We start from the raw sequence: 25,790 nt of genomic DNA, 5'->3' as shown, positions 1-25,790 counted from the left end.
TGAGTGTGACTACAGACTGTCATATTGCTCAATTATTTTTGTCGCTTCTTGGATAACTTCTTTCTGTAATGACAAGGGGGATAAGACACGGACATTTGGACCAAAACTTAGGAGGACGCCTAGTAACCAGTCGTCGTTTGGTAGCTTTGTTTGAATGTGAATCTCACTAAGACTTTCTTTGGTATCTTCTTCTTTAAATAAATCATAGACGCGAGCCTTTACTTTAGGGTGAAAGGCTAAGTGAACCTCAATCAAAGGAGCCTTGTTTATTAATTCTGTCATGATATTCGGAGAGCGTAACGCAGTGACAGAGCTAATTTTCCCAAGAGAAAATCTGTCAGTAGAGATCTTGAATTCACGCATTCGGTTAAGTCGAAACACTCTTTCCTCTTGTCTAAGATGGCAAAAGGCTAAAAGGTACCAGGCATGGGACTGATAAAATAAATGGTAGGGTTCTACGTTGCGTTGCGTCGTTTCACTGTGATAATTAGTATAGCGAAAGGTCACAAGGAGATGGTGCTCAATCGCTTCTTCCAATTGTTGAATAAGAAAAGAATAGTCCGACCATGGCGATAAGTTGAGAGAAATAGGAGAGGTGTCTTTGGTTGTTAATAGTTCTAATAAATGATCCGTCTCTGCATTAGGGTACAGGCTATTTAAATGAGTGGCTAAGTCGTAGAGTAGAATTCGGTCTTTAGGTTGCAGTAAAAAGGCCTCCATTTTGAAAGAGTCGTCTAGAAAGAAGCCACCCTCATGCCCTTGTCTAGAATGAATAGGGATTCCTGCTAAGGAAAGAGTGTCAATGTCTCTGTAAATGGTTCGTGTCGACACGTTGAAGAGAGTAGCGACCTCTACGGCACGACAACTTCTTTTGCTTAATAAGGTCATCAATAAGTACATTAATCGATCGATTTTCATTGCGTCCCTCCTTTTTGATTATCATACCAGTAACTGGATGAGAGGTATAGGAGAAAGAGTTGGGCTAAAAAATATTAGATTGTTCTGTTAAATGCTATAATTTAGAAGGAGAATAAAAGACGTTGGGGGAAAAAATGAAAAAAATAGTAGGGATAGCATTACTCGTTTGTTTATTAACGACAGGTTGTGGCATAAACGAGACAGATATAGGACTAAAGGAAGAGACACACATGACGACATCAATGGTTGAGCAGGAGAAAGAACCAGAAATATTAACACAAAAAGTGTCTTCTGAAACGTACCATGATATTGATAAATTAGAAGAGCGACTAGCTTGGCAGATGGATGATGTTATTATCAAACGTTTTGAGTCGTTCATGACCACGTATGGGATTGAACCGGATAGAAAAACAGAAGAGTTATTGTTGTTTGATACCAGTCAAGAGGTTCCTTTAGGTGCTTTTGTTGGGACATGGCAAACTAAGACGGAATCATCATTAAAAGAGGTCAGAATTGATTTAGAAAAAACAGACAAAGAAAAAAGTAAACTCATCCTTACTTTAACCTCAGATGAAGAGGAGAAGTATGAAGGTGTTTATGACATAAAAGAAGGAGAAACAACCTTTGATCAACAAAAGGGCTTAATGATTCGTACGAATAAAGTGAAAGATGCTTTTAATATAAGGTTGGTAAAGGGAGAGTTAGAAGTAAGGGCTGTGACAAACTTTGGTTTTGACCGCATGCCTAAAGTTAATCAGTATGCCTATCAAGGAATATTAAATAACGGGCCACGAATGATGACTATGGAGACCTTATTAAAAGGGATAAAGGTCGCTAAAGATGACCGATTCATAACAATAGAAGCCTCAGAACAGGCCCATTTAGGTTATCTTCTAGTAACCTCTGATCAGGAGGGGAAAAAAGAACCTATTGGCGTGCCTATGGAATTTAACAACCTAGACATTCTCGCTTATACAATTCATCAAGAAAAACAGCTTGCGAAGGTATACACCCATCCGAAAGAGGAAGGACAGGTCACTTATATCTACTGCACACCTTTAGGTAATTATGAGGTGGTGATGATGAAGGAGACAGAGAGTGAGCCACATATGGCTGAGACGGAATTTTTCCCTAATCCTCTTACTACAAGAGGTGTGATTAATAAATGGGAACAAGATCGGTTGTTTGATGAAGAAGGAGAAACACTTATATTTGGCAAGGCTGTGAGTGATCAACGACCAAGATTAAAGGGGATTGACAAAGAGAGTATTGGAGATAAAGTACGACATCTGTACTATCAAGAAATGGGGTACCTCACACGCCCTTTTGAAAGAGAACGACTACAAGTTATACCGGATAAGGAGAGTACGAGCGGTGTGATTGTTGAACATCGATTAGGTGATACTAAGACGAAACAAGTCGCAACTTACAAAGTAAATGACAAGGGTGAAGTGGCGTCAGACAATAAACAACTAGATGGTGGCAACATCCTGTATCAAATGTTACCTGTAGTAACCACAGTTGAGACGGAGAAAAAAGCGAGGGAACGCTTAAAAGAAACTCAATGGGTAGGTGAGGACTATCAATGGTTGACCGCTTACGAAGATTACCTTCAAATTGAGTATGTCAATAAAGAGGGGGAGTATCTTGACGTCACAGACTATGCGTTGGTTGCTCCTGATTACCTAGTATTAACAGGCCATGCTCCTGATAAAGAAGAGATCATTCAGTACCATCTCTTTTTCTATCCTGACGAAAGTATTCGATTAATGCGAACCCTTGAAGAGGATACGAAGCAGGGAAAAGAAGGGGTTAAACAAACAGATGATAGAGTATTAGATGTGTTCAAAATGGAATAAATCACTAACTAGATGAGGAGCATTCTAAGGAATGCTTCTTTTTTTCGTGAAATTGTCAGACTTTTAATGAAGGCGGATTCATTCTTGTGGTATACTTAATCTAATTTAACGGGAGGATGATGGAAAAGATGTTATCCACAAAAGAAATTTGGTCAAGTTACATTAAGACAAACCAAATACAGTCTGCAACGTTGCCCGAGTATATCATGGATTCATGGGAGTATTGCTCCTCTCATGACGTTAATCCTTTATCAGAAAAAGGCTTAGAGAGAGTGTCATTGTTAGAACTTGATTTCACAAAATCTGAAATCAAAGACGTGATTCAACTCGTCCAATGGGAGATTTCTCGCCTAGCTGAATTTTTTGATATGAAGAAGCCTTTATTTATTTTAACTGACAAGAACGGTGTTGTCGTTTGGCGAGATGGTCATGCTGAGACCAAGCATTTGGCTAACGACATCCGTTTTGAAGAAGGAAGCATTTGGACTGAAAAAGCGGTGGGAACCAATGCGATTGGTCTCGCTCTTCGTACCCTTCAAAGTGTTACCGTTGAAAAGTATCAGCACTTCAGTCAAGCGTCCCATCCTTTTACCTGTACGTCGACCCCTATTCTCGATGAAAATGGTGATGTGGTGGCTTGTTTGAATGTGTCCACAGCAGAAAAAATAACCGATGCCAATTATTTGATGGTGGCACTCAAGATATTAGCTAAAAATGTAGAGACTTCTCTTTTAGAACGTTACGTTCAAAATAAAAAAATTGAGTTATTGGAATATGTAGCAGGGCCTTTAGAACGAATGATTATTTGTGATGAGCAAGAGCGTATCGTTATGATGACCAGGGATTTTGATACGGATCCTGCGAAACATTTGGGCCAACCGATTGCCTTGTTTTTAGAACATAATCCAGAATATTATCAAAAGACTCCTATTTGTGTGGAGCGAGAGTATTTAGGATCAGTGTATCAATTCAGTTTAAAGAGAGAAACCCTCTCTTATGTTTCCTTTGGTGTGGCGTCACACAATGAGCAGTACCAAACGTATCTCAATCAGTTGTTGAAGGCAGCAGAATCTGATTTACCCATTCATTTATATGGTGAAACAGGCAGTGGCAAAGAAGTTTCTGCTAAAACAGTTCATTATAACAGCGCCAGACATAAGGGACCACTTATCTCTGTTAACTGTGGAGCGTTAAGTGAGAATTTATTGGAGAGTGAATTGTTTGGTTATGTACCAGGAGCTTTTACAGGAGCGCAAGGGAAAGGTTACAAAGGAAAAATTGCTCAGGCAGATGGAGGCACCCTCTTTTTAGATGAAATTGATAGTATGTCAAAACGCATGCAAGTGTCACTTCTTAGAGTGCTAGAAGAAAAAATAGTCACTCCACTGGGTGCTGAAAATGGGAGCAGTGTGGATTTTAGGCTAGTCACAGCCAGTAATCAGAACCTAAAGGAACAAGTAGCAAAGGAACAATTTAGAGAAGATTTGTTTTACCGTTTGTTTGTTATTCCTTTTAGCATTCCGCCACTAAGAGAGCGTCAAGAAGATTTTTGTCAGCTAGTTAGCCAATATTGCGAGCGTCAAGACTGGCATCCTAAGTGGATAGATGCTGTGATTGAAGAGGTGAAGCAATACGAATGGCAGGGCAATATCAGAGAATTTCATAATTTCTTGAAACGCTTGCATCTCTTTTATCCAGATTGCCAGCCTAGTAGCGCGGACATTGAGCGGTTAGTCTCTATTGGTACCATTGAGAAAAATAAAATGGGACAAAAAACGATAGAAAAGACGGAAGCTCAACAGATTACACAAACTCTTAAAGAAACAAACTACCATATGACTCAGACGGCAGAACGCCTCAACATGGCGAGAAGTACACTGTATCGTAAGATTACAAAATACCAAATAGAGATACCTGATTGATTATCTAATCATCAGGTATTTTTTTGTGCAGAAAAAGTGTTGTCCCAGTGTTGCAACAGAAGTGTCCCAAATACTCAAAATTAAAACCAAAAATGTTTAAATAAAGCGTTTTCAAAGTTGGCACGCTATTTGCTTATATATAAATGAATCAAGAATTAAGGAAGGTGATGAAATGAAAAAGTACGATCTGATTGTGATCGGGGCAGGCCCTGGAGGTTATGTTGCCGCACTTGAAGCAGCAAAACTAGGTAAAAAAGTGGCTGTCATTGAAAGAAATAAGATCGGAGGTACTTGTTTAAATGTAGGGTGTATTCCATCGAAGGCTTATTTGAAACACGCAAGTTGGGTAGAAGAATTACAAGAGGCACAAACATTTGGCATTGAGAATCAGTTAACTGGAATTAATTATGGGAAATTGGTGGATAGAAAAAATGGTGTGGTTCAGCAATTACAACAAGGTATCCATTACTTATTTAAACAACAAAGCATTGATTATATTGAAGGTGAAGCGGAGTTTGTATCACCAAAAGAAATAAAGGTAGGTAACACTCCTTACGAAGCGGCTCATTATTTACTGGCAACAGGGAGTCATCCATTTGTGCCACCAATTAAGGGAATTGAGCAAGCCGACTATTTAACAACTGATACCTTCTTTGATATGAGAGACGAGCCAGACTCACTTGTCATTATTGGTGGCGGCGTAATTGGGATTGAACTAGCTTTTGCTATGGCCCCACTTGGTGTTAAGGTTACTGTCATTGAAGCTGCACCAAGTATTTTAATGACAGAAGATCAAGAGGCAAGAAGTATCATTCAACAACAATTAAAAGCCATGAACGTTACGGTGATTGAAGGAGCAAACATTGTAGAGGTACAAGAGAAGCAAGTCGTATTATCTGAGCAAGCTGTTTCTTTTGAGAAGCTTTTAGTGGTAACAGGTAGAAAAGGAAATCTAGAGATCGCAAAAGAGTTGGAGCTATCTTTGACAGAGAGTCACACATTTGTTGATGTGAACCGTCATTACCAAACCTCTATCCCTCATATTTACGCAGTGGGAGACATTATTGATGGTTACATGTTAGCTCATGCGGCGAGTAAAGAAGGAGTTAAAGCCGTCAGACACATGTTTGGTCAATCAGAAGCACCTTTAAAACAAGAAGAAGTACCAAAATGTGTGTACACACACCCAGAAATTGCAAGCTTTGGATTAACAGAAGAAGAAGCGAAAGCACAAGGGTATGATGTGTTAGTGTCTAAAACAGGTTACAACGGTAACGGTCGTGCCATCTCAGGGAATGACACCAAAGGGTTTGTTAAAATCATTTCGGAAAAAGAATACCATACCATCCTTGGCGGTGTGATTGTCGGTGCTAATGCCACAGAGTTGATTCATGTGTTACTAGGAGTACAACAGTCAGAAGGTCGATTAGAAGAATTAGAGAGCATGACATTTGCGCATCCTACCTTATCAGAGATGATGGGTGAGCTTGCGAATCAAATGATTTAACAAGGAGGAAAACAAGATGGAAAAAATGACAGCAAACAAAGCAGAGTGGATTTATCAAACAATGAATGATATTAGGAACTTTGAAGATGAAGTGCATCGTATTTTTACTAGTGGTGAGATTCCAGGTTTCGTTCATTTGTACGCAGGAGAGGAAGCCATCGCAACAGGCGTATGTGCTCACTTAACAGACAAAGATTACATTACAAGTACCCATAGAGGACACGGACATTGTATTGCTAAAGGATGCGATTTAAATGGAATGATGGCTGAGATCTTTGGTAAAGAAACAGGTCTTTGTAAAGGAAAAGGCGGTTCCATGCATATTGCCGATATTGATAAAGGCATGCTAGGTGCTAACGGAATGGTTGGAGGCGGGTTCCCAATCGCGGTTGGAGCAGGTCTTCGTAACAAATACTTAAAAACAGATGACGTAGCGATTTGTTTCTTTGGTGACGGGGCATCCAATGAGGGAACCTTCCATGAAGGCATCAACATGGCAGCTATCTGGGATTTACCAGTAGTGTTTGTTTGTGAGAATAACTCATTTGCTGAAGCAACACCGATGTCTTACTCATGTGGTTCAAAAACAATTGCTGAGAGAAGTGTGGCTTATGGTATTCCAGGAGTACGAGTGAATGGAAAAGATTTAGTTGCTGTGTATGAAGCGGCAGGTGAAGCAATTGACCGTGCGAGACGAGGAGAAGGTCCTTCCATCGTTGAGTGTGTCACGTATCGAAATTACGGACACTTTGAAGGAGACGAACAAAAATACAAAGCAAAAGACGGGGAAGAAAAAGAGTTTGCTGATTTTGAAAATATTTCGCATTTCCGTGAGGTAGCGATTGAAAATAATTGGTTAACAGCTGAAAAAGCAGATGCCATCGAAGCACAATCTGTAGCGGATACGGAAGCAGCAATACAATTTGCAAGAGACAGTGATGTACCACATCCAGATGCATTATACGAAGACGTTTCAATCTAACTAAAAAGAAGACTAAGGAGTGACCAAAATGAGTAGAAGAATAACATTTATGCAAGCAGTCAATGAAGGTTTAGATATGGCAATGGATAAAGACGATCGTGTCATTTTACTAGGAGAAGATATTGCGGGTGGGACAACGATTGATCATTTAGAAGGCGAAGGCGCATGGGGCGGAGTGTTTGGTGTAACCAAAGGCTTAGTAGAAAAACATGGCTTTGAGCGTGTCATTGATACGCCTATTTCAGAGATGGGATATATGGGAGCAGCAGTTGGAGCAGCAGCTACAGGGTTACGTCCTGTCCCAGAATTAATGTTTAATGACTTTTTAGGTTTCTGTTTTGACACGTTACTCTCTCAAGGGTCTAAAATGCGTTACATGTTTGGTGGGAAGGCGAAGATTCCTATGACGGTTAGAACCTGTCACGGTGCAGGGGCTTCTGCTGCAGCACAACATTCGGGTTCTTATTACGGCATGTTTGGATCGATTCCAGGACTAAAAGTGGTTGTCCCTTCTAATCCATATGATGCAAAGGGTCTATTACTGGCAGCAATTGAAGATGATAACATTGTTATTTTCTCTGAAGATAAAACATTATACGGGATTAAAGATGAGGTGCCAGAGGAATATTACAAAGTAGAGATTGGTAAGGCAAAAGTAAAACGTGAGGGTGCGGATTTAACCATTGTTACTATTGGTAAGATGCTTTATGTGGCACTTGAGGTGGCAGAAGAATTAGAAAAATCAGGTGTGTCTGTTGAAGTGATTGATTTAATTACTGTGGCACCTTGGGATCAAGAAACCGTTTTAAATTCTGTGAAGAAAACAGGGCGCTTAATTGTGATTGACGAAGCTAACCCACATAATAATACAGCAACAGACATTGCTTCTGTTGTAAGTGATAAAGCCTTCGATTACTTAGATGGTCCAGTGAAATGTATCTGTGCACCAAATACACCCGTCCCATTTGCAAGTAATTTAGAAGCTTTGTATTTACCGAATAAAGAGCGTGTCTTGGAACAAGCAAGCGAATTAATTAATGATCTAAAATAAAGGGTAGGTGAAAAAACATGGCAGAAACATTAATGATGCCGACATTAGGATTGACGATGACAGAAGGTACTGTAGATCAATGGTACAAAAAAGTAGGCGATCCTGTGGCAAAAGGCGAAGCAGTTGTAAGTATTAGTTCTGAAAAGTTAACACATGATGTAGAGTCACCAGTGGATGGTGTATTACTTAGTATTGTTGTGTCAGAAGGTGGAGAAACTCCGTGTCAATCTCCTATTGGTTACGTAGGGGCAGAAGGCGAGAGTATCCCAACAGGGGAAGCGTTAGCGGAAGATGTCCCTGTTGTTGAAGAAACAGAGGTAACAGCAGTACCTGAAAAAGCGACTGTAAAACGTGAAGGTGGGCGTGTTTTTGCAACACCGTTAGCACGAAAAATAGCATTAGATAAAGGCTTTATCTTAGAAGATATTGTTGGAACAGGTGGCAATGGACGAATCACACGACGTGATGTGGAACGCTTTGTACCAGCTCCAGTTGCGAGTAAAGCTAGTGTCCCAGTCGCTGTTGGAGAGGGACTGGAAGGAATGCGCAAAGTAATCGCTCAGCGTATGCATCATAGTTTACAAAATGCCGCCCAATTAACGTTACACCGTAAAGCGGACATTACAGCATTGTTGGCCTTTAGAAAAGACTTAAAAGAAAAATCAAATCAACAAGTAGAACGCAGTACATTAAGTGTGAATACGTTGTTAATTAAAGCCGTGAGCTTAGCATTAAAAGACAAACCAGAAATGAATGCTTGGTACGATCAACAGACACACACAGTACAAAATGACGTACACATCGGTGTCGCTGTTGCTGTGGATGAAGGCTTACTTGTTCCTGTTATCAAAAATGTGGAACAAAAATCATTGTCTCAGATTGGCAATGACTTTGTAGAAACAACCTCTAAAGCAGTAGATGGTACTTTGTCAGGAGAGTTTTTATCTGGCTCTACCTTCACTATTACTAACTTAGGTAGTGTGGGAATCGAATACTTTACACCCATCTTAAACACACCTGAAGTAGGAATATTGGGAATTGGTGCAACAAGTTCTAAGCTTATGTTTAATGAGGAAAAAGAAGTGGTTGAAGTCCAAGAATTACCGTTAAGCTTAACTTTCGATCATCAAGTGATCGATGGTTCACCAGCTGCTGAGTTCTTAAGTCAAGTGGTGTATTATCTAGAAAACCCTTATCTATTAGTCGTATAAAAAAATAACTACTTTTTTACCACACGCTGCAATCAATGACTAATGGGTAAGTGATATAAAAAAGAGTAGCTGGATAATCATCCAGCTACTCTTTTTAGTTGTTTTATTTAATAACAGCAACGGCTTCAATCTCAATTTGAGCACCTTTAGGTAAAGCGGCTACTTGAATCGTAGAACGAGAAGGGAATGGGGCTTCAAAATAAGTCGCATACACATCGTTTACGATAGTAAAATCAGCAAGATCAGTCATGAAAATAGTTGTTTTAACAATGCTGTTCATGTCAGCGTTCGCTTCTTTTAAGATATGTTGGATATTATTTAAAGAACAGATTGCTTGTTCTTTGATCGTTTCAGGCATAATTCCTGTTGCAGCATCGATAGGTAGTTGGCCTGAGATATAGATTGTTTCACCTGTCTGAACCCCTTGAGAATATGGTCCGATAGGTTGTGGTGCGTGATTCGTTAATATTTCTGTTTTCATAGTGACTGACTCCTTTTTATTTACAGTATTTGTCGCGCAATGATTTAACATAGGCAACTGATTTTTTTACATCATCGTCTTGAAGTTTTAATAGGTATTCAAGATTTTCTGGTGAGGGGTGATAGGTTTCCATTGGTAAAATGTGAGAAGGATCCACATAAGGTTCTTCAATTTTGAAGGCCCCTTCACCTAGGTATTCAACCCCACCAAAACCTAAGGGACGTTTGAAGGTAGAAACATAAGGATGGCACATTTCGATGTTGATATGTGTTAACTCTGTTTCTTCTACAAAACGCTTGAAGCAATGGTCTGTATCGATATTGCCATCACCGATAGGACAGCCACTCACACGTAATTGATCACCGTCTTTAATCACTATATGATCTTTGAAATGCGTTGTTTTTATATAAGGAAGTAGCTTATCAACGGTTGTATTAGGATCTTCCCAAGCCATCATACCATTCCCAATATCGCAGAGACAACCAACAAATGGGCTGTCTACTGCTTTAATAATCTCAATAACTTCATCCGCAATCTCTTCCTCATGGTTTTCAATCGCTAAATGAATGTTATTTTCCCTTAATAGTGGTTCAATGTCTTTAATTTTATCGATTGATTGTTTCGTTTTTTCAGGATCAAAATAGCCTTTGTTAACATAAGTTCTGATAACTTTAACTCCAAGAGTATTGGCTACTTCGATGACTTGCATCATTTTTTCTTTTTCAACCCCACGCATGTCAATCTCACAATAAAAACCGTAGTGATCAAGAAGCTCTTTTACTTTTTTGACATGGTCAGGGTCGTTGGTCCCTAGACATCCCCATTCAGGATCTAAGTTTAAATCTTCAATAATATTGATTTGTACACCGTCTAGTCCGAGTTCATGTGTCTTATGAATAAAGTCAAAAATATCCATACGTCCATGTTGGAAGTGAATATGATAACTTTCTGTTTCTAAACCGAGTTTCATCTTATTTTGCGCCTTCTTCCTTATTCTTTTTATTAATCATTTTGACTAAAATAGAACTAATAACAAAACCTAATAATGCAAAGCCTGTCATTACTGAGAAAACATAACGGTAACCAGTTAGACCAGGATTACCATCTAAGATACTACCATAAAGAGTAAAAGCAAACATTGATGGAGCATAACCTACAAGACAAGCCACAGATACAGCAGCCCCACTAATCTCTTTAGGAATTTTAATTTCGTCAATTGGCGCAAAGAAAATAGCACGTTGACTAAAAATAATACTACCAAATAGTAATGTACATGTCATACCTAAGTAAATATTCATTGAATCATGAGGTAATGCCATGAATCCCATCATGGCTACAGCAGCTAATAGGAAAGTAAAGCGTAAGAATTTAGTCGATGATTTGAAGACTTTATCCGCTAAAATACCACCAACGGGTCCGCCGACCATTTTAAGACCGTATTGATTCACAATACCGTAAGCCCCAATAAGAGCGACTGGCATACCATAAATATCTTTTAGGAAAGGAATGAAATATGTTAATCCAGCATACACACTGTACACACAGAAGATAACAAATGATGCTACCCATAATTCAGGGATTTTGACCGCTTGTTTTGCACCAGACCAAGCTAATTCTTTTTTACTGATTTCTTCGCCACTTTCATCCATTACAGGGGCATCATCTTCTACAAAGAAATAAGTAATAATACCAACTAAGATGGCCATACCGGCAAAGAATAAAATAGCAGCTCTAAATCCTACTTCTGTACTTCCTAATTTAACAAACAAAGCAAGGGCTGAAAAGGCAATGATAGTATCCACAACGCCACGACCTGCTTCTAAGAAACCAAACAAACGACCTTGCTCACTTGAATCACCTAACAAACGAACGGCTTTGATCAATACAGGCCAGAAAATAACTTCTGCAAACAGAGCCATCAGTCCCCAAGACATCAAAATACCATAGTAACCAGGAAACGTTGCTAAGTACAGACCAATAACACCAACACCGATTAACCCGACTGGGATTAAAATTCGTTTTGAGAAACGGTCAGCAATGTAAATTGAAAAGGCGTAACCAATTGTTTGAACCATGGCATAAACAGATAATGCGACCCCAATTTCAGTATGGGTCAACCCAAAGTATTCTTGCATTGGAATGTAGAAAGCATCTTTAAGTGATGATAGTTTAAAGATGGTTCCTCCGGCCAAAATAAGAATCCCTAATGTCATCCACTTTTTCGTTTGAGATTGTCCAGCTTTTTCTAGATTCTCCATAAAACATCCTCCTAAAAAATATATGTTTTAGCGGTAGTAATAATTTATTATCACCGTTATGACCTTATTGTAAGAGCTACCAAAAGAAAAGTCAATAAAAATTTATTATCACGCTATAAAAAATTATTACTAGAAAAAAAGAACAAATAAGTCTATAATATAGTTATATATTTATTAGCGAGACAGGAGACGTTAAAATGGAACAACAAAATATTCTTTCCTACTATAAAGGGTTAGTCCCTTTTATCCATGCGATATTAGGGCCTGATAGTGAGGTCTTACTGCATGATATCAGTCAGCCAGATTCTTCTATTTTAGAAGTGGCAGGTAACCTAAGTCGTCGTAAAAAAGGGGGACCTTTGACGAATATGGCTCTTAAACAGGTTAAAGATAAGAAATTTTTATCTCAAGAATCAGAAATTAATTATCAATCTTATACGTTGGATAACAAAGTATGTCGTTCATCAAGTTATTTTATAAAAGATAGCAAGGATGAATTAATTGGGTTGTTATGTGTGAATATTTTGGTTTCGGATTTATTAGACATGAGAGATATGTTGGATAAAATGATTGGCTTGACACCAACGGATATAAAAGAGGAAATTGAATTGCCAACAGCTGACGAACAATTAGGTCAGAATTTGGATGAATTAATGACCTCCTTAATTGATAGCGTATTAGATAAATACGAAGTGGATTCCCACTTGTTAAGCATTGAAGAGCGAGAATTTATTATTTCTGAGTTAAATGATAAAGGAGTCTTTTTATTAAAGGGTGGCGTAGCAGAAGTGGCTAAGGCGATCGATATGTCTGAATCTAGTGTGTACCGTTACTTATCAAAAATTAAATAAAAAAGAGGCGCTTTTAAGAGGCGCCTCTTTTTGTTATTTATCCATGATAAAACGGGTGTGGGTTCCTTTACCTACAGAACCAAGAGGAGACATGGCTTCTACCTCAAAGATAATTTTTCGACGATCGATTTCTATAATGGTTGCTGTGATGGTAATTTTTTCACCAATTGGGACACCTAGATCATGAGACACATTGACATGGGTACCCACTGATAATTGATGTTCAGGTAAAAAAACTTGAAGTCCTAAGAAACAAGTCGATTCCATATCAGCAATCATATCTGGTGTCGCATAGACTTCAGGAAGTCCAGGTTGATAGTTTGCGGCTACGTTTTCTTTTGACACAGTTGTTTCTTTTGTGAACGTATTTCCAACAGAATAAGTCATTTATCACACTTCCATTTCTTTAATATACATAAAGTATAAAGGGTGTTTGGACTGATGTCTAGCTTTCTCAAAAGAAGTCATTTATGGTATGATTTAATGAAAAGGGGAGGATACGGTATGACTCATTTATTCGAGTTTGATTCTCTTATTCATGATTCTGATGTGGGTAAGGGAGGTGCTTATATTATTTTTCCTCATAACATAAGAGACGTTTTTGGTAAGGGCCGAGTAAAGGTTCGAGTGACTTTTGATGGAATACCTTATAATGGAAGCATAGTGAACATGGGTGTTAAGAATGACGATGGCACGGTTTGTTATATTATTGGTATGAGAAAAGACATTCGAGAGCAACTAAATAAAAAAAGTGGTGACGTGGTACATGTTACTGTGAGAGAAAGAGGAGAATAAAATGACTGAACCTAAAGTATATGGCATGTCTTTTGCTAGTATTTATCCCTTGTATGTGACAAAAGTAATGAAAAAAAACAGAACACAAGAAGAATTGGATACTGTTTTAATGTGGCTTACAGGATATAGTGAGTCAGGACTACTGGAACAGATAGAAAGAAAGACCACGTTAAAAGAATTTTTTGCTGAAGTTCCTGAACTAAATCCAAATGTGGGCTTGATTAAAGGTGTCATATGCGGATATAGAGTAGAAGAGATTGAAGACCCACTGATGCAAAAAATTCGCTACATGGATAAATTAGTCGATGAGTTAGCTAAGGGTAAAAAAATGGAGAAAATACTAAGAGCATAATGAGGGTGAGTCAATGACAACAAAAGAGAGAGTATTAGAATTATTAGAGAGTCACCGAGGAGAATTTATTTCAGGAGCGACTATGGCTGAAGAACTAGGGGTGTCGCGCAATGCTGTTTGGAAGGCAATTAAGAAGATGGAAGAAGAAGGGTACCCTATTGAAGGAAAGACAAGAGTAGGGTATCAATTGAAGGAAGAGAGTGATTTTCTCTCAATTGCAGGGATACGTCCCTTTTTGTCTAAGCCAGAGAATGTAGAGATTCATTATTATGACGTAATAGACTCGACGAATAAAAAAGCCAAAGAACTTGCAGTGGTTGCACCTAAACATGGGACAGTTATTATTTCTAATGAGCAAACAGCAGGTAGAGGCAGATATGGACGGCATTTTGATTCACCAAGTGCTAAAGGGATTTACATGAGTTTTGTTTTAGATGCCTCTAAATTTCCTTTTACAACACCTACATTAATTACAGCGTATGCTGCCGTCCAAGTTTGTCAGATGTTAGAAACATTGACTCAAAAAGTGCCTTCTATTAAATGGGTTAATGATATTTTTTTAGGTGATAAAAAAATGTGTGGTATTTTAACAGAAGGCATCCTTGATTTTGAGAGTGGACAGATCCAATGGGTTGTTGTTGGTATCGGATTGAATGTTTCGACACAACGGGAAGATTTTTCTGACACGGTTAGTGAAATTGCAACGTCTCTTTTTGAGAATGAGGATCAGAGTATCACACGAAATCAATTGGCTGGGGCCTTGATTTCTGAAATGATGGAAGGGTTGACAGATCTTGATGAGAAGAAGTTATTAGCTGACTATCAGTCTAGGTTGAACATGCTGGATAAAGAAGTCATCGTCACCCAAGGAAAACAAAAGATTATCGGAAAAAGCTTAGATGTAGATGGAGAAGGTAGACTGAGAGTCAGGACGCCAGAAGGGCATATTATAAGGATTGAATCCGGTGAAGTTAAAGTAAACTATAGATAAAAAACATTGTCACCTTATTATAAAAATAAGTTGACAATGTTTTTGTTTTATATTATTCTTTTATCAAGAAGAAAGGGAGTTAAAAAAATGAAAACAAAACGAATGACAACTATAGCATTATGTACAGCAGTAGTGATTGTCTTATCGCAACTAAGTATTCCCATGCCGTACGGTGTCCCCATGACACTACAAACATTTGCGATACCTTTAGTCGGTGTGATATTAGGGAAAAGAGATGGTTTAATAGTAGGGGCTCTTTATTTGCTCCTTGGTTTAATTGGCTTACCTGTTTTTGCAGGAATGTCTGGTGGAGCGATTAGCTTTGTTGGACCAACGGGAGGTTTTTTGATCTCGTTCCCACTTATGGCTTATTTGGCAGGTTGGGGCAGTGATAAAAATAAAACAAGTTACTTGTATGCTGGACTGATATTAGGAGCGGTTGCCAACTATGCGATTGGTATGTTTTTCTTTAGCTTTGTGACATCAAGTGGCTTAACAACAGCTTTTATGGCCTGTGTGGCACCTTTTATCCCAACAAGTATCCTTAAAATTATTTCTGTTGCTTTCATTGGTAAGAAATTAAAAGAAATAGTTGTCAGTAAACGTTTTGCAACGTATTAGATAAAAAAAACGAGAGAAGGCATGCCTTCTCTCGTTTTTTTATGCTGAAAAGTGTTTTGAAAGAACAGGACGCTGGTTTAAAGGTTGCTGTTCCCGAGCGTTATGGGCGTGGTACTGGGTAAGTTCTTTCAACTGACTGTCAGTAATCGTGATAGGTTCCTCTAGAATATACCATTCCACATTTTCATTAAGTGGAGGAGTGGTAAGAGAGCCTAGATAATGGTAGTAATGTTTGTTCTTAGGATATAACTCTGTTAGGTCAATAATACTTGGTCGTGGTCTATCCACTCGTTGAATGATTTGCTGTATGGCTTTATTCGGTTTGCTTCCTAATTCCATAAACACAGCAATCACTGCCAAGCGTCCATTTTGAGCTTTGTGGACAAAATGGAGTTCCACAGGATATGTTTTTTTATTAATAGTATGTTCACTGTGAGCATGAAAATGATACTGCACCAGTTCGAATCGACGATTATTAATGGTAGCCACACCGTTAGCAAAGCCTTGTATGGCATGACCGTTATCTATAATTGCTTGAGTGATCGTATCGTAGTGTAACTCAATCCCGCCTTCATCAATCATAGGTTCTGTTTCGTTGGTTGTAATGTTAATGGGTGATTGCGATGTGAAGCTCTCGAAACACCAGGCATGTTGGTCGTGATAACACCAATCATCTGTCATTGTTATGCGTTCCATGTTATCCTCCTATACTTACAACGTTAGGAGAATTTTACTATAAATGAGGTTGTCATGACAATCAATATGATTATAAACAGAGAAAGATTACAAATAAAGACTGTTAAAAATAAATAGGAAGGAATATAGGATAAATAGACAAAAGAGAGAATAAAGTACAACGTAAAATATAGGTTTTAAAACGTCGACTGGGACATTTTCTTTTTTTGAAAGGCCAATATGAGAGGTTTTTATAGTAAATTCCATGAATATAAAACAAATTAATGAAAATAATCAATTTATTTACACGTTCATAAAAGAAGGGGAAGTGTAACAAATTAAGGACATATTTTTAGGTAAGAATATTTTTAATATAATTAGAATAATTCTCATATAAATAAATAAAGCCTTTGTTTCAATGTATAGACCAATATAGTTCATTAATTAACGAACGAAAGTTTTTTCAAATAAAGAGAGGAAAAAATAAAAATTACAATTATTTTCTATACTTATTGAATTTTTGAATAAGAAAAACCGGTCAGTTTCCTTTATAATAGTTCAGGCTATGTATTCAACTAAATAATAAAGGAGAGCGAATATGCAGAAGAAATTTAACAAAATTAAATATTATGTATCATTGATTATTATTTTAATGCCTCAATTTGTAACAACGACAATTGCTGTGGCTGAAACACTTGCGACAGATGGCGTGAGTGAAATAACAATGACTGATTTTCAACTTACAGGGGACGATGCAGAGAATGCAAAAGCAGTGGTGACCCTTCAATATAAAAACACCACAGAAGAACAGGTAACCGAGGTTCTTAACTCTTCATTACCTCTAAAGAATGTGGTAAGTGATAAGGGAGACGTTACGTTAAGTTCAACTAACAGTATGAGCCTGAATGTCGAAAGTGATAGCGAAGGGAGTATTTCAGTTTCAGTAGAAAGAGATCCTTCTATAGAGGAAAGCTGGACAATGACACTATCTAATGGTCAAGAACAAACCATTGCATTACCAATAGTCGAAACCGAAGAAGAGACTAAGACGGAAGAAATGGATGAAGTGGAGACCGAAGAAGAAACAACAGAAACAATGGAAGAGACAGAAACGAAAGAAAAAGAAACGAGCAAAGCAAAAGCTAAACCAGCGAGTGCTAAATTAGATTCTTTGGACAGAGCACCAGGAAATATTAAAGAGATTTTTGCTGATGAAGAGGGATTTAAATCAATCTTTAAAACTTTCAAATTAACTGATGGAGAAGGAAAAGATTTAAATAATGAAGAGGTAGAATATAACGAGAAATTTATGATGGAATTGGATTGGAGAATTCCAGATGCTGTGGCTAAGAAAATGGTCCCAGGGGATTACTATGAATTTCAGTTACCGAAACATTTTAAGAAGACTGCTGTAGGGCCTACCTCTTTTCCTGACAGTAAGATTGGAACGTATGAGATAAGTGATACAGGTTTAGTGAAATTTGTTTTTAATGATGAAATTGAAAATAAAGTAAATTTACATGGCTCATTTCACTTAAGTCAAGAGTTGGTAGATATCGAGGAAGTAGGAAAAATAGATATTGTTATCCCTAATGAAGATAGCCTACCTAAAATTGAGTTAAATGTAAAATCTAACTCGGATAAAGAGATTAATAAAGAAGGACAATTGAATAAGAGACAAAATGCTACCAAAGTTGACTGGGAAATTGATATTAATCTAAAAAATAGAGAATTGACTAACGCAACGATAACAGAAGATTTACCAAAAGGATTAAACTTAGAGAGCGTTAAAATTTTTCCAATCAAAGTAACCATTAATGGTGAGGTTAGTGAAGTATCTGATACGCCTTTAGAAGAAGGCAAAGATTATAATCTGACACCAGATGGAAAAATTATGTTTATTGGTAAAATATCAAGTCCTTATAGAATTAAATTAGAATCATCTATTGATACGTCATTAGTTGAAAACAATTATGCTAAATTTACGAATAACGCCACATTAACTGCAGATGAGATAACCAAACCTGTATCTGATTCAGCTGTAGTAGAAAGTTTTTATTCTGAAAACTTAACCAAACGTTTTGTAGACAATGAAGGTGGAGCAAAGCAAGAGTATAATTGGGAGATTAAGGCGAATTTCAAACAAATCGAGTTAGATGAGGGTTATGTTGTTAAAGATAGATTCATGCAAAAGAACATGAACTTAGCATCAGATTCAATGAAGATAGAAGTATATGATTTCAATGATAATGGCGAAGAAGTTGGAACCGGAACCTTTTTAAAATTAGGCGAAGATTATGAAATAACGGATTTAGCTGAAGAAGGTTTCAATATTACTTTAAAAAAATCAACAAATAAACCATTAAGAATCACGTATAAAACAAAAGTAAATGAGTTTGTTGGTAGTGAGGGTGTTTCTTTAGAGAATTCTGTTGAGGCTGGCGAAGAGAGCACATCAACAGGTCATTTAGCAGAGCAACAAAACTTAATAAAATATCCAGGACAGATTGATTATGAGTTGCATACCATCGACTGGAATATTCTAGTCAACCAGGCAAATTACGAACTTAATAATTGGTCATTAAAAGATACTATTTCTAAAGGACAAACCTTTGATGAATCAAGTTTTAGAATTATAGATGAGACCAATAAAAAAGAATTACAAAAAGATGTTGATTATGAGATTTCTTATCAACCAAACAAAGAAGATGGAACAACGACTATGTCTGTTGCATTTATTAATAATTATGAAAAAACAAAGGCGTCTTTCCATATTTTTTATAAAACTAACTATGACATTCACAACATTGATCCCGGAGTAGGCGGAGAAGGCAATATTGGTTTTACGAATCATGCACGTTCTTCTTGGACAACGAAAGATGATGAGAAAAAAGAAACAGATTTAGATAAAAAAGCAGTGTTACCGCAAGATGAGTATCGTTTCAATGGTATAAAATCTGGAGAGTTTGACTATAAAACAAAAGAAGTAACATGGAAAATTGGGGTTAACCCAAACAAGAACAAATTAATTGATGCTTCTATTGTAGATACTATCAAAGGAAATCATAAATTAATTAAAGATAGTGTTAAGTTGTATGAGGGAGAAGTTAAACACGTTACAGCTAACCAAAAATATTTAGAAATTCTACCAGGCAAGCTACTTGAGAAACAGCCGGTCAGTATTTCCCAAAACGATGTGAAACAAGACGTTATTACAGTTTCCTTACCAGAAGGCAGTGATAAAGCTTATTATTTAACGTATAAAACGAGCATTGAAGGCTTTTTATTAGAAGAGACTCTTACGAATAAAGCTGTGTTCACTCACGATAAAATAAGCCATGATTTAGTTAGCAAAGTGAGACCTGAATTTACAGGTAGTTTAATGAATAAGGCTGGTAATAGTCCTTCGAACGGAGTGATTGATTGGAGTCTATGGGTCAACCCGTCTCAATCAACACTAAAAAATGTGAAGGTAATTGATACACCATCTAACAATCAAAGTATCAAAGAGTCGAGTGTTAAGGTATTTTTAGGTATACCAACCGATGATGGCTATGTCCAAAAACAATCAGATACACCTATTTCTTCTGATGAATATAGTGTTGTAGTGGAAAAGGACAAAGAAACGAAACAATCTAAATTAACAGTAAGTTTTAATAATGATATTTCTAAAGCTTATATTATTGAATATAGGACGATGTTGGATCCACGAACCCCAGGTTTATCAGCAAATGTAACTAATGAAGCAAGATTAGTTGCTGATGAGGTAGGTAGTATGACCACATCTAGTAAAAGTCAGACCGAAGTTAACACAATTGGTGGGAACAGTGGTGCTGAAGGCGGCAACGGCACTCTGAAAATAAAAAAAGTTGATGCAGATAATAACTCTGAAGGATTAAAAGGTGCAGAGTTTGACGTGTACACTGTAGAAGATGATGGTAGTAAGGGTGTTATATTTGAATCTCTTGTGACAGATGAATCAGGACAAGCTAGTCTAACTGATTTACCTTTAGGAGAGTATATTATTGTTGAGACAAAAGCACCGACAGGTTATACAATTAATGACGAACTAAAAGAAGGACGTTTAATTTCTATTGTAGATGATTCAGAAGATAAGGACCTTAATTTTTTTGTATTGGAAAACGCAACTAGTAAAGTCCTTGTATCTAAAACTGACGAGTCTGATCGTCCACTAAAAGGCGCGACATTCGAATTGTATAATGAAGACAAAAAGACATTAGTAACCAATGACTTTATTAAAGATAGCTCATTTACAACGAACGATGATGGACAAATCGTGTTTAAAGGATTACAACCAGGTACCTATTACCTGAAAGAGACAAAAGCACCGAATGGGTTTATTTTAAATGAGTCGATGATTGAATTGAAAGTAACGGCTGATAATCTTGGCAAAACAAAAGAAATAAAGGCCGTTAACTACCAAGGATCAGCAGAATTAACAAAAGAGTCAGATAAAAACACACCTCTTGAAGGGGCAGAGTTCTCTGTCTATACAGAAACAGACGAAGAGGTTGTTTCTGGATTAGTTTCTGATGACGCAGGTAAAGTAGTAGCAACACAACTTGCTCCAGGTAAGTACTACTTCAAAGAAACAAAAGCACCAAACGGTTTTATCAAAAACGCTCAAAAAGTAAGCTTTGAAATAAGTGACAGCGTTAAAGGGTTTGAAACAGATAAAAACGGACAATTAAAACCAGTCAATGCTGGAACACTTACGAACTACCAAGGTTCAATGGCATTAACCAAAGTGAACGAAGCAGGAGATGCTTTAGATGGTGCAGAATTTGCATTGTATGCTGGTAAAGAAGTAAGTAAAGAGCAAGAAGCAGTACAAACAGGTATCACATCAAAAGATGGTAAGGTATCTGTGACAGATTTAGCACCAGGACATTATTATTTAATAGAAACAAAAGCGCCAACAGGCTTTATGGTAAACACAACACCAATTCATTTTGAGATTACTAGTGAAGCGGATGGCCAACCAAAAGCGACGACACTTGAAGCCTTTACCAACTATCAAGGTTCTGTGGTCTTAACGAAACAAGATGAAGATGGAACAGCTCTTGAAGGGGCAGAATTTGCAGTCTTTGAAGAGGAATCAAACAAAGAAATTCAATCAGGCTTAGTATCAGATGCTAAAGGTCAAGTAACAGCTAAAGATTTAGCACCAGGTAAGTATTATTTCAAAGAGACAAAAGCACCAAAAGGCTATGTTATTAATAAAGAGACTACGTCATTTGAGATTCAATCAGAGGCAGAAGGTAAATTAGTAGAGCCGGTGAAAGAAGGCTTTACTAACTATCAAGGTAGTGTAACTTTATTAAAACAAAACGCTAAAAAAGAAGCATTAGCTCAAGCAACGTTTGAATTAGTTAATGTTCAAACAGATGAAGTAAAAGAATATACAACGGATGAGAACGGTCGTATTACAGTCGATCACTTAGCACCAGGTAAGTATTACTTTAAAGAAAGTAGTGCACCAAAAGGCTACATGATTAACAGTGAAAAAATACCATTCACCATTGATAATGAAGCAAGCAACAAGCCAACACTTATTGAAGTGACTGCGACAAACTATCAAGGATCAGTCACCTTCCAAAAAATAGATGCAAGCAGTAAAGAAGCTCTAGAAGGCGTTGTCTTTGATTTATATCGTGGCGAGGACATGGTTCAATCTGGTTTAACGACAGATGAGAATGGTCGTATTACAGTGACAGACTTAGCACCAGGTTCTTATGAATTTAGAGAAGTGACAGCGTTAGATGGTTACATCTTAAATACGAAACCTATTACATTCAAAATTAATCAATCCGGTAAAGGTGAACCAGTCGTTGTTGATAAAGGAACCTATCCAAACTATCAAGGACGCGTATCATTAGAGAAATATTCTGAAACAAATACACCTCTAGCAGGTGCAAGATTCTCTATCTTTACAAAAGAAGGAAAAGAAGTAAGAAGTAATATTAAATCAAATGACAAAGGCATTGTTTCCGCTAAAGGCTTAGCACCAGGAGACTATTACTTTGAAGAAACAAAAGCACCAAAAGGATATGAACGTAATGAAGAAACATTAGCCTTTACAATTATGGCTAAGGCTGATGGCCAACCAGATGTTATTCAAGCAGGTAAGTTCTTTAACTACAAAGGAACGACAGAGCTTGTTAAAAAAGCAGAAGATGGCACACCTTTATCAGGCGCAGAATTTGCGGTTTACTCTAAAAAAGGTAAAGTGATTCAAGAAGGCTTAGTGTCGGATAAAGAAGGTAACATTTCTGTGAAAGATTTATCTCCAGGTATTTACTACTTTAAAGAAACAAAGGCACCAGCTGGTTATGTTCTAAACGAAATGAAAGTACCTTTCAAAGTAGACAAACAATCAAAAGGACAACCTGTTTTAATTGATTCAGGTAACATTGTTAACTACAAAGGTTCTGTGGAATTAATCAAAGTCGATGCCTCAGGTAGTGGGTTAAGAGGCGCAGAATTTGTGGTATTAGATCATTTAGGTAAAGTAGCGGGGACTGCAACATCTAATAAAAATGGTCGTGTGGTAGTGAAAGATTTAGCACCAGGTGACTACTTATTGAAAGAAGTAAAAGCACCAAAAGGCTTTATCTTAAATACAGAAACCATTCCATTTACGATTCAAGATTCAGCCAAAGGAAAACCTAAGATGGTAAAAGATCAATCGATTGCCAACTTTAAAGGACAAGCTGAACTAATCAAAGAAACGGAAGATGGTAAGGCATTAGAAGGCGCAGAATTCTCATTATTTACGAAGAGTGAGAAATTAGTTCAAGAAGGACTTGTATCCAATTCAGAGGGTAAAGTTGTAGTGAAAGACTTAGCACCAGGCAAGTATTACTTCAAAGAAACGAAAGCGCCAAAAGGGTACATTATTAATGAAAAAACCATGAGTTTTAGTGTTAGTAAAGAAGCTAAAGGCGAACCAGAAACAATTAAAGTTGGGCACTTAGTGAACTACCAAGGAACAGCTGAATTAGTGAAGCAATCTAAATCAAAATTAGGTTTAGAAGGGGCAGAATTTGCCATCTTTGATACGAGCGACCAAGAGATTCAAACAGGCTTAGTATCTAACAAAGAGGGTAAAGTGACAGCCAAAGATTTAGCACCAGGTAAGTATTACTTCAAAGAAACAAAAGCACCAACGGGTTATGTCCGTAACGAAGAAACAGTACCGTTTGAGATTGTGACATCTGCTTTTGAACAACCTAAACTAGTATCAGGCATTACCTTAACTAACTACAAAGGTCAAGCTGAATTAGTGAAAGTTGCTGAAAATAAAGCACCTCTAGCTGGGGCAGAATTCTCAGTTTATACAAAAGAAGATGTTCTAGTGACAGAGCGTGTCATGTCAGATAAAGACGGAAAAGTATTAGTGAAAGACTTAGCACCAGGAAGTTATTACTTTAAAGAAACCAAAGCACCAGCAGGTTATGTTTTGAATGAAAAGACACTTCCATTTGAGATTGTGTCATCGTTTAAAGGGGAGCCACTGCTCGTAGAAGCTGGCATGCTTGTGAATTACAAAGGAACAGCCGAATTAAGTAAATTATCCGAGTCCGGTGAAGGGTTAGAAGGAGCTGAATTCTCAGTCTTTACAAAAGATGGGAAAGAAGTTCAAACAGGCTTAGTGTCAGATAAAGATGGGAAGTTATCTGTAGAAGACTTAGCACCAGGTGAGTATTACTTTGAAGAAACCAAAGCACCTGAGGGATACATTTTAAATAATGAACCTATCAATTTTGCTATTGTTGTTTCTGAAAATGACGTACCAACAGTCGTTGACTCAGGTGAGTTGATCAACTACCAAGGAACAGCTAAAATACAAAAAGTATCTGCCAAAGGTGAAGGATTAGAAGGAGCTGAATTCTCAGTCTTTACAAAAGACGGGAAAGAAGTTCAAACAGGCTTAGTGTCAGATAAAGACGGAAAAGTATCTGTGGAAGACTTATCACCAGGCGCGTATTACTTTAAAGAAACCAAAGCACCAACAGGATTTATCTTAAATGAAGAAGTCGTAGACTTCATCATAGAAGACACAACAACAGGTGAACCAACAGTCGTTGACTCAGGTAAGTTGATCAACTACCAAGGAACAGCTGAATTACAAAAAGTATCTGCCAAAGGTGAAGGATTAGAAGGAGCTGAATTCTCAGTCTTTACAAAAGACGGGAAAGAAGTTCAAACAGGCTTAGTGTCAGATAAAGACGGAAAAGTATCTGTGGAAGACTTATCACCAGGTGCGTATTACTTTAAAGAAACCAAAGCACCAGCAGGATTTATCTTAAATGAAGAAGTCGTAGACTTCATCATAGAAGACACAACAACAGGTGAACCAACAGTCGTTGACTCAGGTAAGTTGATCAACTACCAAGGAACAGCTGAATTACAAAAAGTATCTGCCAAAGGTGAAGGATTAGAAGGAGCTGAATTCTCAGTCTTTACAAAAGACGGGAAAGAAGTTCAAACAGGCTTAGTGTCAGATAAAGACGGAAAAGTATCTGTGGAAGACTTATCACCAGGCACGTATTACTTTAAAGAAACCAAAGCACCAGCAGGATTTATCTTAAATGAAGAAGTCGTAGACTTCATCATAGAAGACACAACAACAGGTGAACCAACAGTCGTTGACTCAGGTAAGTTGATCAACTACCAAGGAACAGCTGAATTACAAAAAGTATCTGCCAAAGGTGAAGGATTAGAAGGAGCTGAATTCTCAGTCTTTACAAAAGACGGGAAAGAAGTTCAAACAGGCTTAGTGTCAGATAAAGACGGAAAAGTATCTGTGGAAGACTTATCACCAGGCACGTATTACTTCAAAGAAACCAAAGCACCAAAAGGGTATGAATTAAGTAAAGAGAAACGTCACATCGTGATTGTTAAGACAAATAAAGGGGAGCCAGCGACGGTTAAAGCAGGCGACTTTGTTAATAAAAAAGAATCAGAAAAAGTGTTAGACAATACGAAAGAAAAACCGAAAAAACCAACGAAACCAACAGATAAAGTAAGTCCAGAGACTCATGGTAAAGAAAACGTGAAGAATGGGAAGAAAACAAACAATAAAGGGTTACCTAAAACCGGTGAAAGCTCAAGTCAACGAGCATTAACACTGCTTGGGTTTGCTCTGATTAGTGTGTTGATTATCAGTATGGTATGGTTCAAAAAAAGTAAAATGAGTTAATTATTTTAAAGTAAGGATGGGAAACCATTCTTACTTTTTTATTTTGATTGAAAAGGTGATAAACTAAAGGTAGGAAAAGAGAGGAGGGCT

18 protein-coding genes are annotated in these 25,790 nt (G+C 37.4%); 12 read left to right on the top strand and 6 right to left on the bottom strand.

Annotation, left to right across the window (positions count from 1 at the left end):
- Positions 1–9: 9 nt before the first annotated feature.
- Positions 10–918 (bottom strand): helix-turn-helix transcriptional regulator, encoded by a 909-nt coding sequence (locus ACVWM0_RS07890; protein ID WP_476472096.1) that lies wholly within the window; start codon positions 916–918, stop codon positions 10–12.
- Positions 919–1,052: 134 nt separating this feature from the next.
- Between ACVWM0_RS07890 and ACVWM0_RS07885 the strand changes: the two genes are divergently transcribed.
- The 6 genes from ACVWM0_RS07885 to ACVWM0_RS07860 all read left to right on the top strand — a co-directional run bounded on the left by ACVWM0_RS07885 (position 1,053) and on the right by ACVWM0_RS07860 (position 9,450).
- On the top strand, positions 1,053–2,777 hold the full coding sequence (locus ACVWM0_RS07885; RefSeq protein ID WP_476472095.1) for a hypothetical protein: 1,725 nt from the start codon (positions 1,053–1,055) through the stop codon (positions 2,775–2,777).
- 116 nt (positions 2,778–2,893) lie between these two features.
- Positions 2,894–4,699 carry a sigma-54-dependent Fis family transcriptional regulator gene (locus ACVWM0_RS07880; RefSeq protein ID WP_476472094.1) on the top strand — a complete coding sequence of 602 codons (1,806 nt, stop codon included), beginning with the start codon at positions 2,894–2,896 and terminating at the stop codon, positions 4,697–4,699.
- 172 nt (positions 4,700–4,871) lie between these two features.
- The gene (lpdA, locus tag ACVWM0_RS07875) at positions 4,872–6,206 is read left to right on the top strand and encodes a dihydrolipoyl dehydrogenase (protein WP_476472093.1); all 1,335 of its coding nucleotides are present in this window, start codon (positions 4,872–4,874) and stop codon (positions 6,204–6,206) included.
- Between the two features lie 16 nt (positions 6,207–6,222).
- A complete protein-coding gene (locus tag ACVWM0_RS07870) occupies positions 6,223–7,188 on the top strand; it encodes a thiamine pyrophosphate-dependent dehydrogenase E1 component subunit alpha (protein ID WP_476472092.1) in 966 nt (321 codons plus the stop codon).
- A gap of 28 nt (positions 7,189–7,216) precedes the next feature.
- On the top strand, positions 7,217–8,239 hold the full coding sequence (locus tag ACVWM0_RS07865; protein WP_476472091.1) for an alpha-ketoacid dehydrogenase subunit beta: 1,023 nt from the start codon (positions 7,217–7,219) through the stop codon (positions 8,237–8,239).
- A 17-nt stretch (positions 8,240–8,256) separates the two neighbouring features.
- Positions 8,257–9,450, top strand: a complete 1,194-nt coding sequence (locus ACVWM0_RS07860) for a dihydrolipoamide acetyltransferase family protein (protein WP_476472090.1) — start codon at positions 8,257–8,259, stop codon at positions 9,448–9,450.
- Positions 9,451–9,553: 103 nt separating this feature from the next.
- Here ACVWM0_RS07860 and ACVWM0_RS07855 read toward each other — a convergent pair whose 3' ends face one another.
- The 3 genes from ACVWM0_RS07855 to ACVWM0_RS07845 are packed head-to-tail and all read right to left on the bottom strand — an operon-like array spanning position 9,554 to position 12,189.
- Positions 9,554–9,931 carry a Rid family detoxifying hydrolase gene (locus ACVWM0_RS07855; RefSeq protein WP_476472089.1) on the bottom strand — a complete coding sequence of 126 codons (378 nt, stop codon included), beginning with the start codon at positions 9,929–9,931 and terminating at the stop codon, positions 9,554–9,556.
- A 16-nt stretch (positions 9,932–9,947) separates the two neighbouring features.
- Positions 9,948–10,901, bottom strand: a complete 954-nt coding sequence (locus tag ACVWM0_RS07850) for a sugar phosphate isomerase/epimerase family protein (protein WP_476472088.1) — start codon at positions 10,899–10,901, stop codon at positions 9,948–9,950.
- A 1-nt stretch (position 10,902) separates the two neighbouring features.
- Positions 10,903–12,189 (bottom strand): MFS transporter, encoded by a 1,287-nt coding sequence (locus tag ACVWM0_RS07845; RefSeq protein ID WP_476472087.1) that lies wholly within the window; start codon positions 12,187–12,189, stop codon positions 10,903–10,905.
- 197 nt (positions 12,190–12,386) lie between these two features.
- Here ACVWM0_RS07845 and ACVWM0_RS07840 point away from each other — a divergent pair, with 197 nt between their 5' ends.
- Entirely contained in the window at positions 12,387–13,040 is a 654-nt protein-coding gene (locus ACVWM0_RS07840; protein WP_476472086.1) for a helix-turn-helix transcriptional regulator, read from the top strand.
- 33 nt (positions 13,041–13,073) lie between these two features.
- On the opposite strand, the gene ACVWM0_RS07835 is transcribed toward ACVWM0_RS07840, so the two are convergent.
- Complete coding sequence (locus tag ACVWM0_RS07835; RefSeq protein ID WP_476472085.1) at positions 13,074–13,427, bottom strand: thioesterase family protein; 354 nt, start codon at positions 13,425–13,427, stop codon at positions 13,074–13,076.
- A 117-nt stretch (positions 13,428–13,544) separates the two neighbouring features.
- Here ACVWM0_RS07835 and ACVWM0_RS07830 point away from each other — a divergent pair, with 117 nt between their 5' ends.
- The 4 genes from ACVWM0_RS07830 to ACVWM0_RS07815 all read left to right on the top strand — a co-directional run bounded on the left by ACVWM0_RS07830 (position 13,545) and on the right by ACVWM0_RS07815 (position 15,799).
- Positions 13,545–13,835 carry a DUF1905 domain-containing protein gene (locus ACVWM0_RS07830; RefSeq protein WP_476472084.1) on the top strand — a complete coding sequence of 97 codons (291 nt, stop codon included), beginning with the start codon at positions 13,545–13,547 and terminating at the stop codon, positions 13,833–13,835.
- A gap of 1 nt (position 13,836) precedes the next feature.
- Complete coding sequence (locus ACVWM0_RS07825) at positions 13,837–14,187, top strand: DUF2200 domain-containing protein (protein WP_476472083.1); 351 nt, start codon at positions 13,837–13,839, stop codon at positions 14,185–14,187.
- 13 nt (positions 14,188–14,200) lie between these two features.
- Complete coding sequence (locus ACVWM0_RS07820) at positions 14,201–15,178, top strand: biotin--[acetyl-CoA-carboxylase] ligase (protein WP_476472082.1); 978 nt, start codon at positions 14,201–14,203, stop codon at positions 15,176–15,178.
- Between the two features lie 87 nt (positions 15,179–15,265).
- Entirely contained in the window at positions 15,266–15,799 is a 534-nt protein-coding gene (locus ACVWM0_RS07815) for a biotin transporter BioY (RefSeq protein WP_476472081.1), read from the top strand.
- A gap of 39 nt (positions 15,800–15,838) precedes the next feature.
- Here ACVWM0_RS07815 and ACVWM0_RS07810 read toward each other — a convergent pair whose 3' ends face one another.
- Positions 15,839–16,495: a carbonic anhydrase family protein gene (locus tag ACVWM0_RS07810; protein ID WP_476472080.1), complete on the bottom strand. Its 657-nt coding sequence runs from the start codon at positions 16,493–16,495 to the stop codon at positions 15,839–15,841.
- 577 nt (positions 16,496–17,072) lie between these two features.
- Between ACVWM0_RS07810 and ACVWM0_RS07805 the strand changes: the two genes are divergently transcribed.
- Positions 17,073–25,700, top strand: a complete 8,628-nt coding sequence (locus tag ACVWM0_RS07805) for a SpaA isopeptide-forming pilin-related protein (RefSeq protein WP_476472079.1) — start codon at positions 17,073–17,075, stop codon at positions 25,698–25,700.
- Positions 25,701–25,790: the final 90 nt, after the last annotated feature.

The organism is Vagococcus sp. 211 (assembly GCF_056322705.1).
Note: the sequence above shows the minus strand (reverse complement) of the source record. Positions and strands in the feature narration are given on the sequence as shown.

Bases quoted from the DNA above. Each gene is read 5' to 3' on its own strand.
- ACVWM0_RS07890 (WP_476472096.1), bottom strand. From the start codon at position 918: ATGAAAATCGATCGATTAATGTACTTATTGATGACCTTATTAAGCAAA.
- ACVWM0_RS07885 (WP_476472095.1), top strand. From the start codon at position 1,053: ATGAAAAAAATAGTAGGGATAGCATTACTCGTTTGTTTATTAACGACA.
- ACVWM0_RS07880 (WP_476472094.1), top strand. From the start codon at position 2,894: ATGATGGAAAAGATGTTATCCACAAAAGAAATTTGGTCAAGTTACATT.
- lpdA (WP_476472093.1), top strand. From the start codon at position 4,872: ATGAAAAAGTACGATCTGATTGTGATCGGGGCAGGCCCTGGAGGTTAT.
- ACVWM0_RS07870 (WP_476472092.1), top strand. From the start codon at position 6,223: ATGGAAAAAATGACAGCAAACAAAGCAGAGTGGATTTATCAAACAATG.
- ACVWM0_RS07865 (WP_476472091.1), top strand. From the start codon at position 7,217: ATGAGTAGAAGAATAACATTTATGCAAGCAGTCAATGAAGGTTTAGAT.
- ACVWM0_RS07860 (WP_476472090.1), top strand. From the start codon at position 8,257: ATGGCAGAAACATTAATGATGCCGACATTAGGATTGACGATGACAGAA.
- ACVWM0_RS07855 (WP_476472089.1), bottom strand. From the start codon at position 9,931: ATGAAAACAGAAATATTAACGAATCACGCACCACAACCTATCGGACCA.
- ACVWM0_RS07850 (WP_476472088.1), bottom strand. From the start codon at position 10,901: ATGAAACTCGGTTTAGAAACAGAAAGTTATCATATTCACTTCCAACAT.
- ACVWM0_RS07845 (WP_476472087.1), bottom strand. From the start codon at position 12,189: ATGGAGAATCTAGAAAAAGCTGGACAATCTCAAACGAAAAAGTGGATG.
- ACVWM0_RS07840 (WP_476472086.1), top strand. From the start codon at position 12,387: ATGGAACAACAAAATATTCTTTCCTACTATAAAGGGTTAGTCCCTTTT.
- ACVWM0_RS07835 (WP_476472085.1), bottom strand. From the start codon at position 13,427: ATGACTTATTCTGTTGGAAATACGTTCACAAAAGAAACAACTGTGTCA.
- ACVWM0_RS07830 (WP_476472084.1), top strand. From the start codon at position 13,545: ATGACTCATTTATTCGAGTTTGATTCTCTTATTCATGATTCTGATGTG.
- ACVWM0_RS07825 (WP_476472083.1), top strand. From the start codon at position 13,837: ATGACTGAACCTAAAGTATATGGCATGTCTTTTGCTAGTATTTATCCC.
- ACVWM0_RS07820 (WP_476472082.1), top strand. From the start codon at position 14,201: ATGACAACAAAAGAGAGAGTATTAGAATTATTAGAGAGTCACCGAGGA.
- ACVWM0_RS07815 (WP_476472081.1), top strand. From the start codon at position 15,266: ATGAAAACAAAACGAATGACAACTATAGCATTATGTACAGCAGTAGTG.
- ACVWM0_RS07810 (WP_476472080.1), bottom strand. From the start codon at position 16,495: ATGGAACGCATAACAATGACAGATGATTGGTGTTATCACGACCAACAT.
- ACVWM0_RS07805 (WP_476472079.1), top strand. From the start codon at position 17,073: ATGCAGAAGAAATTTAACAAAATTAAATATTATGTATCATTGATTATT.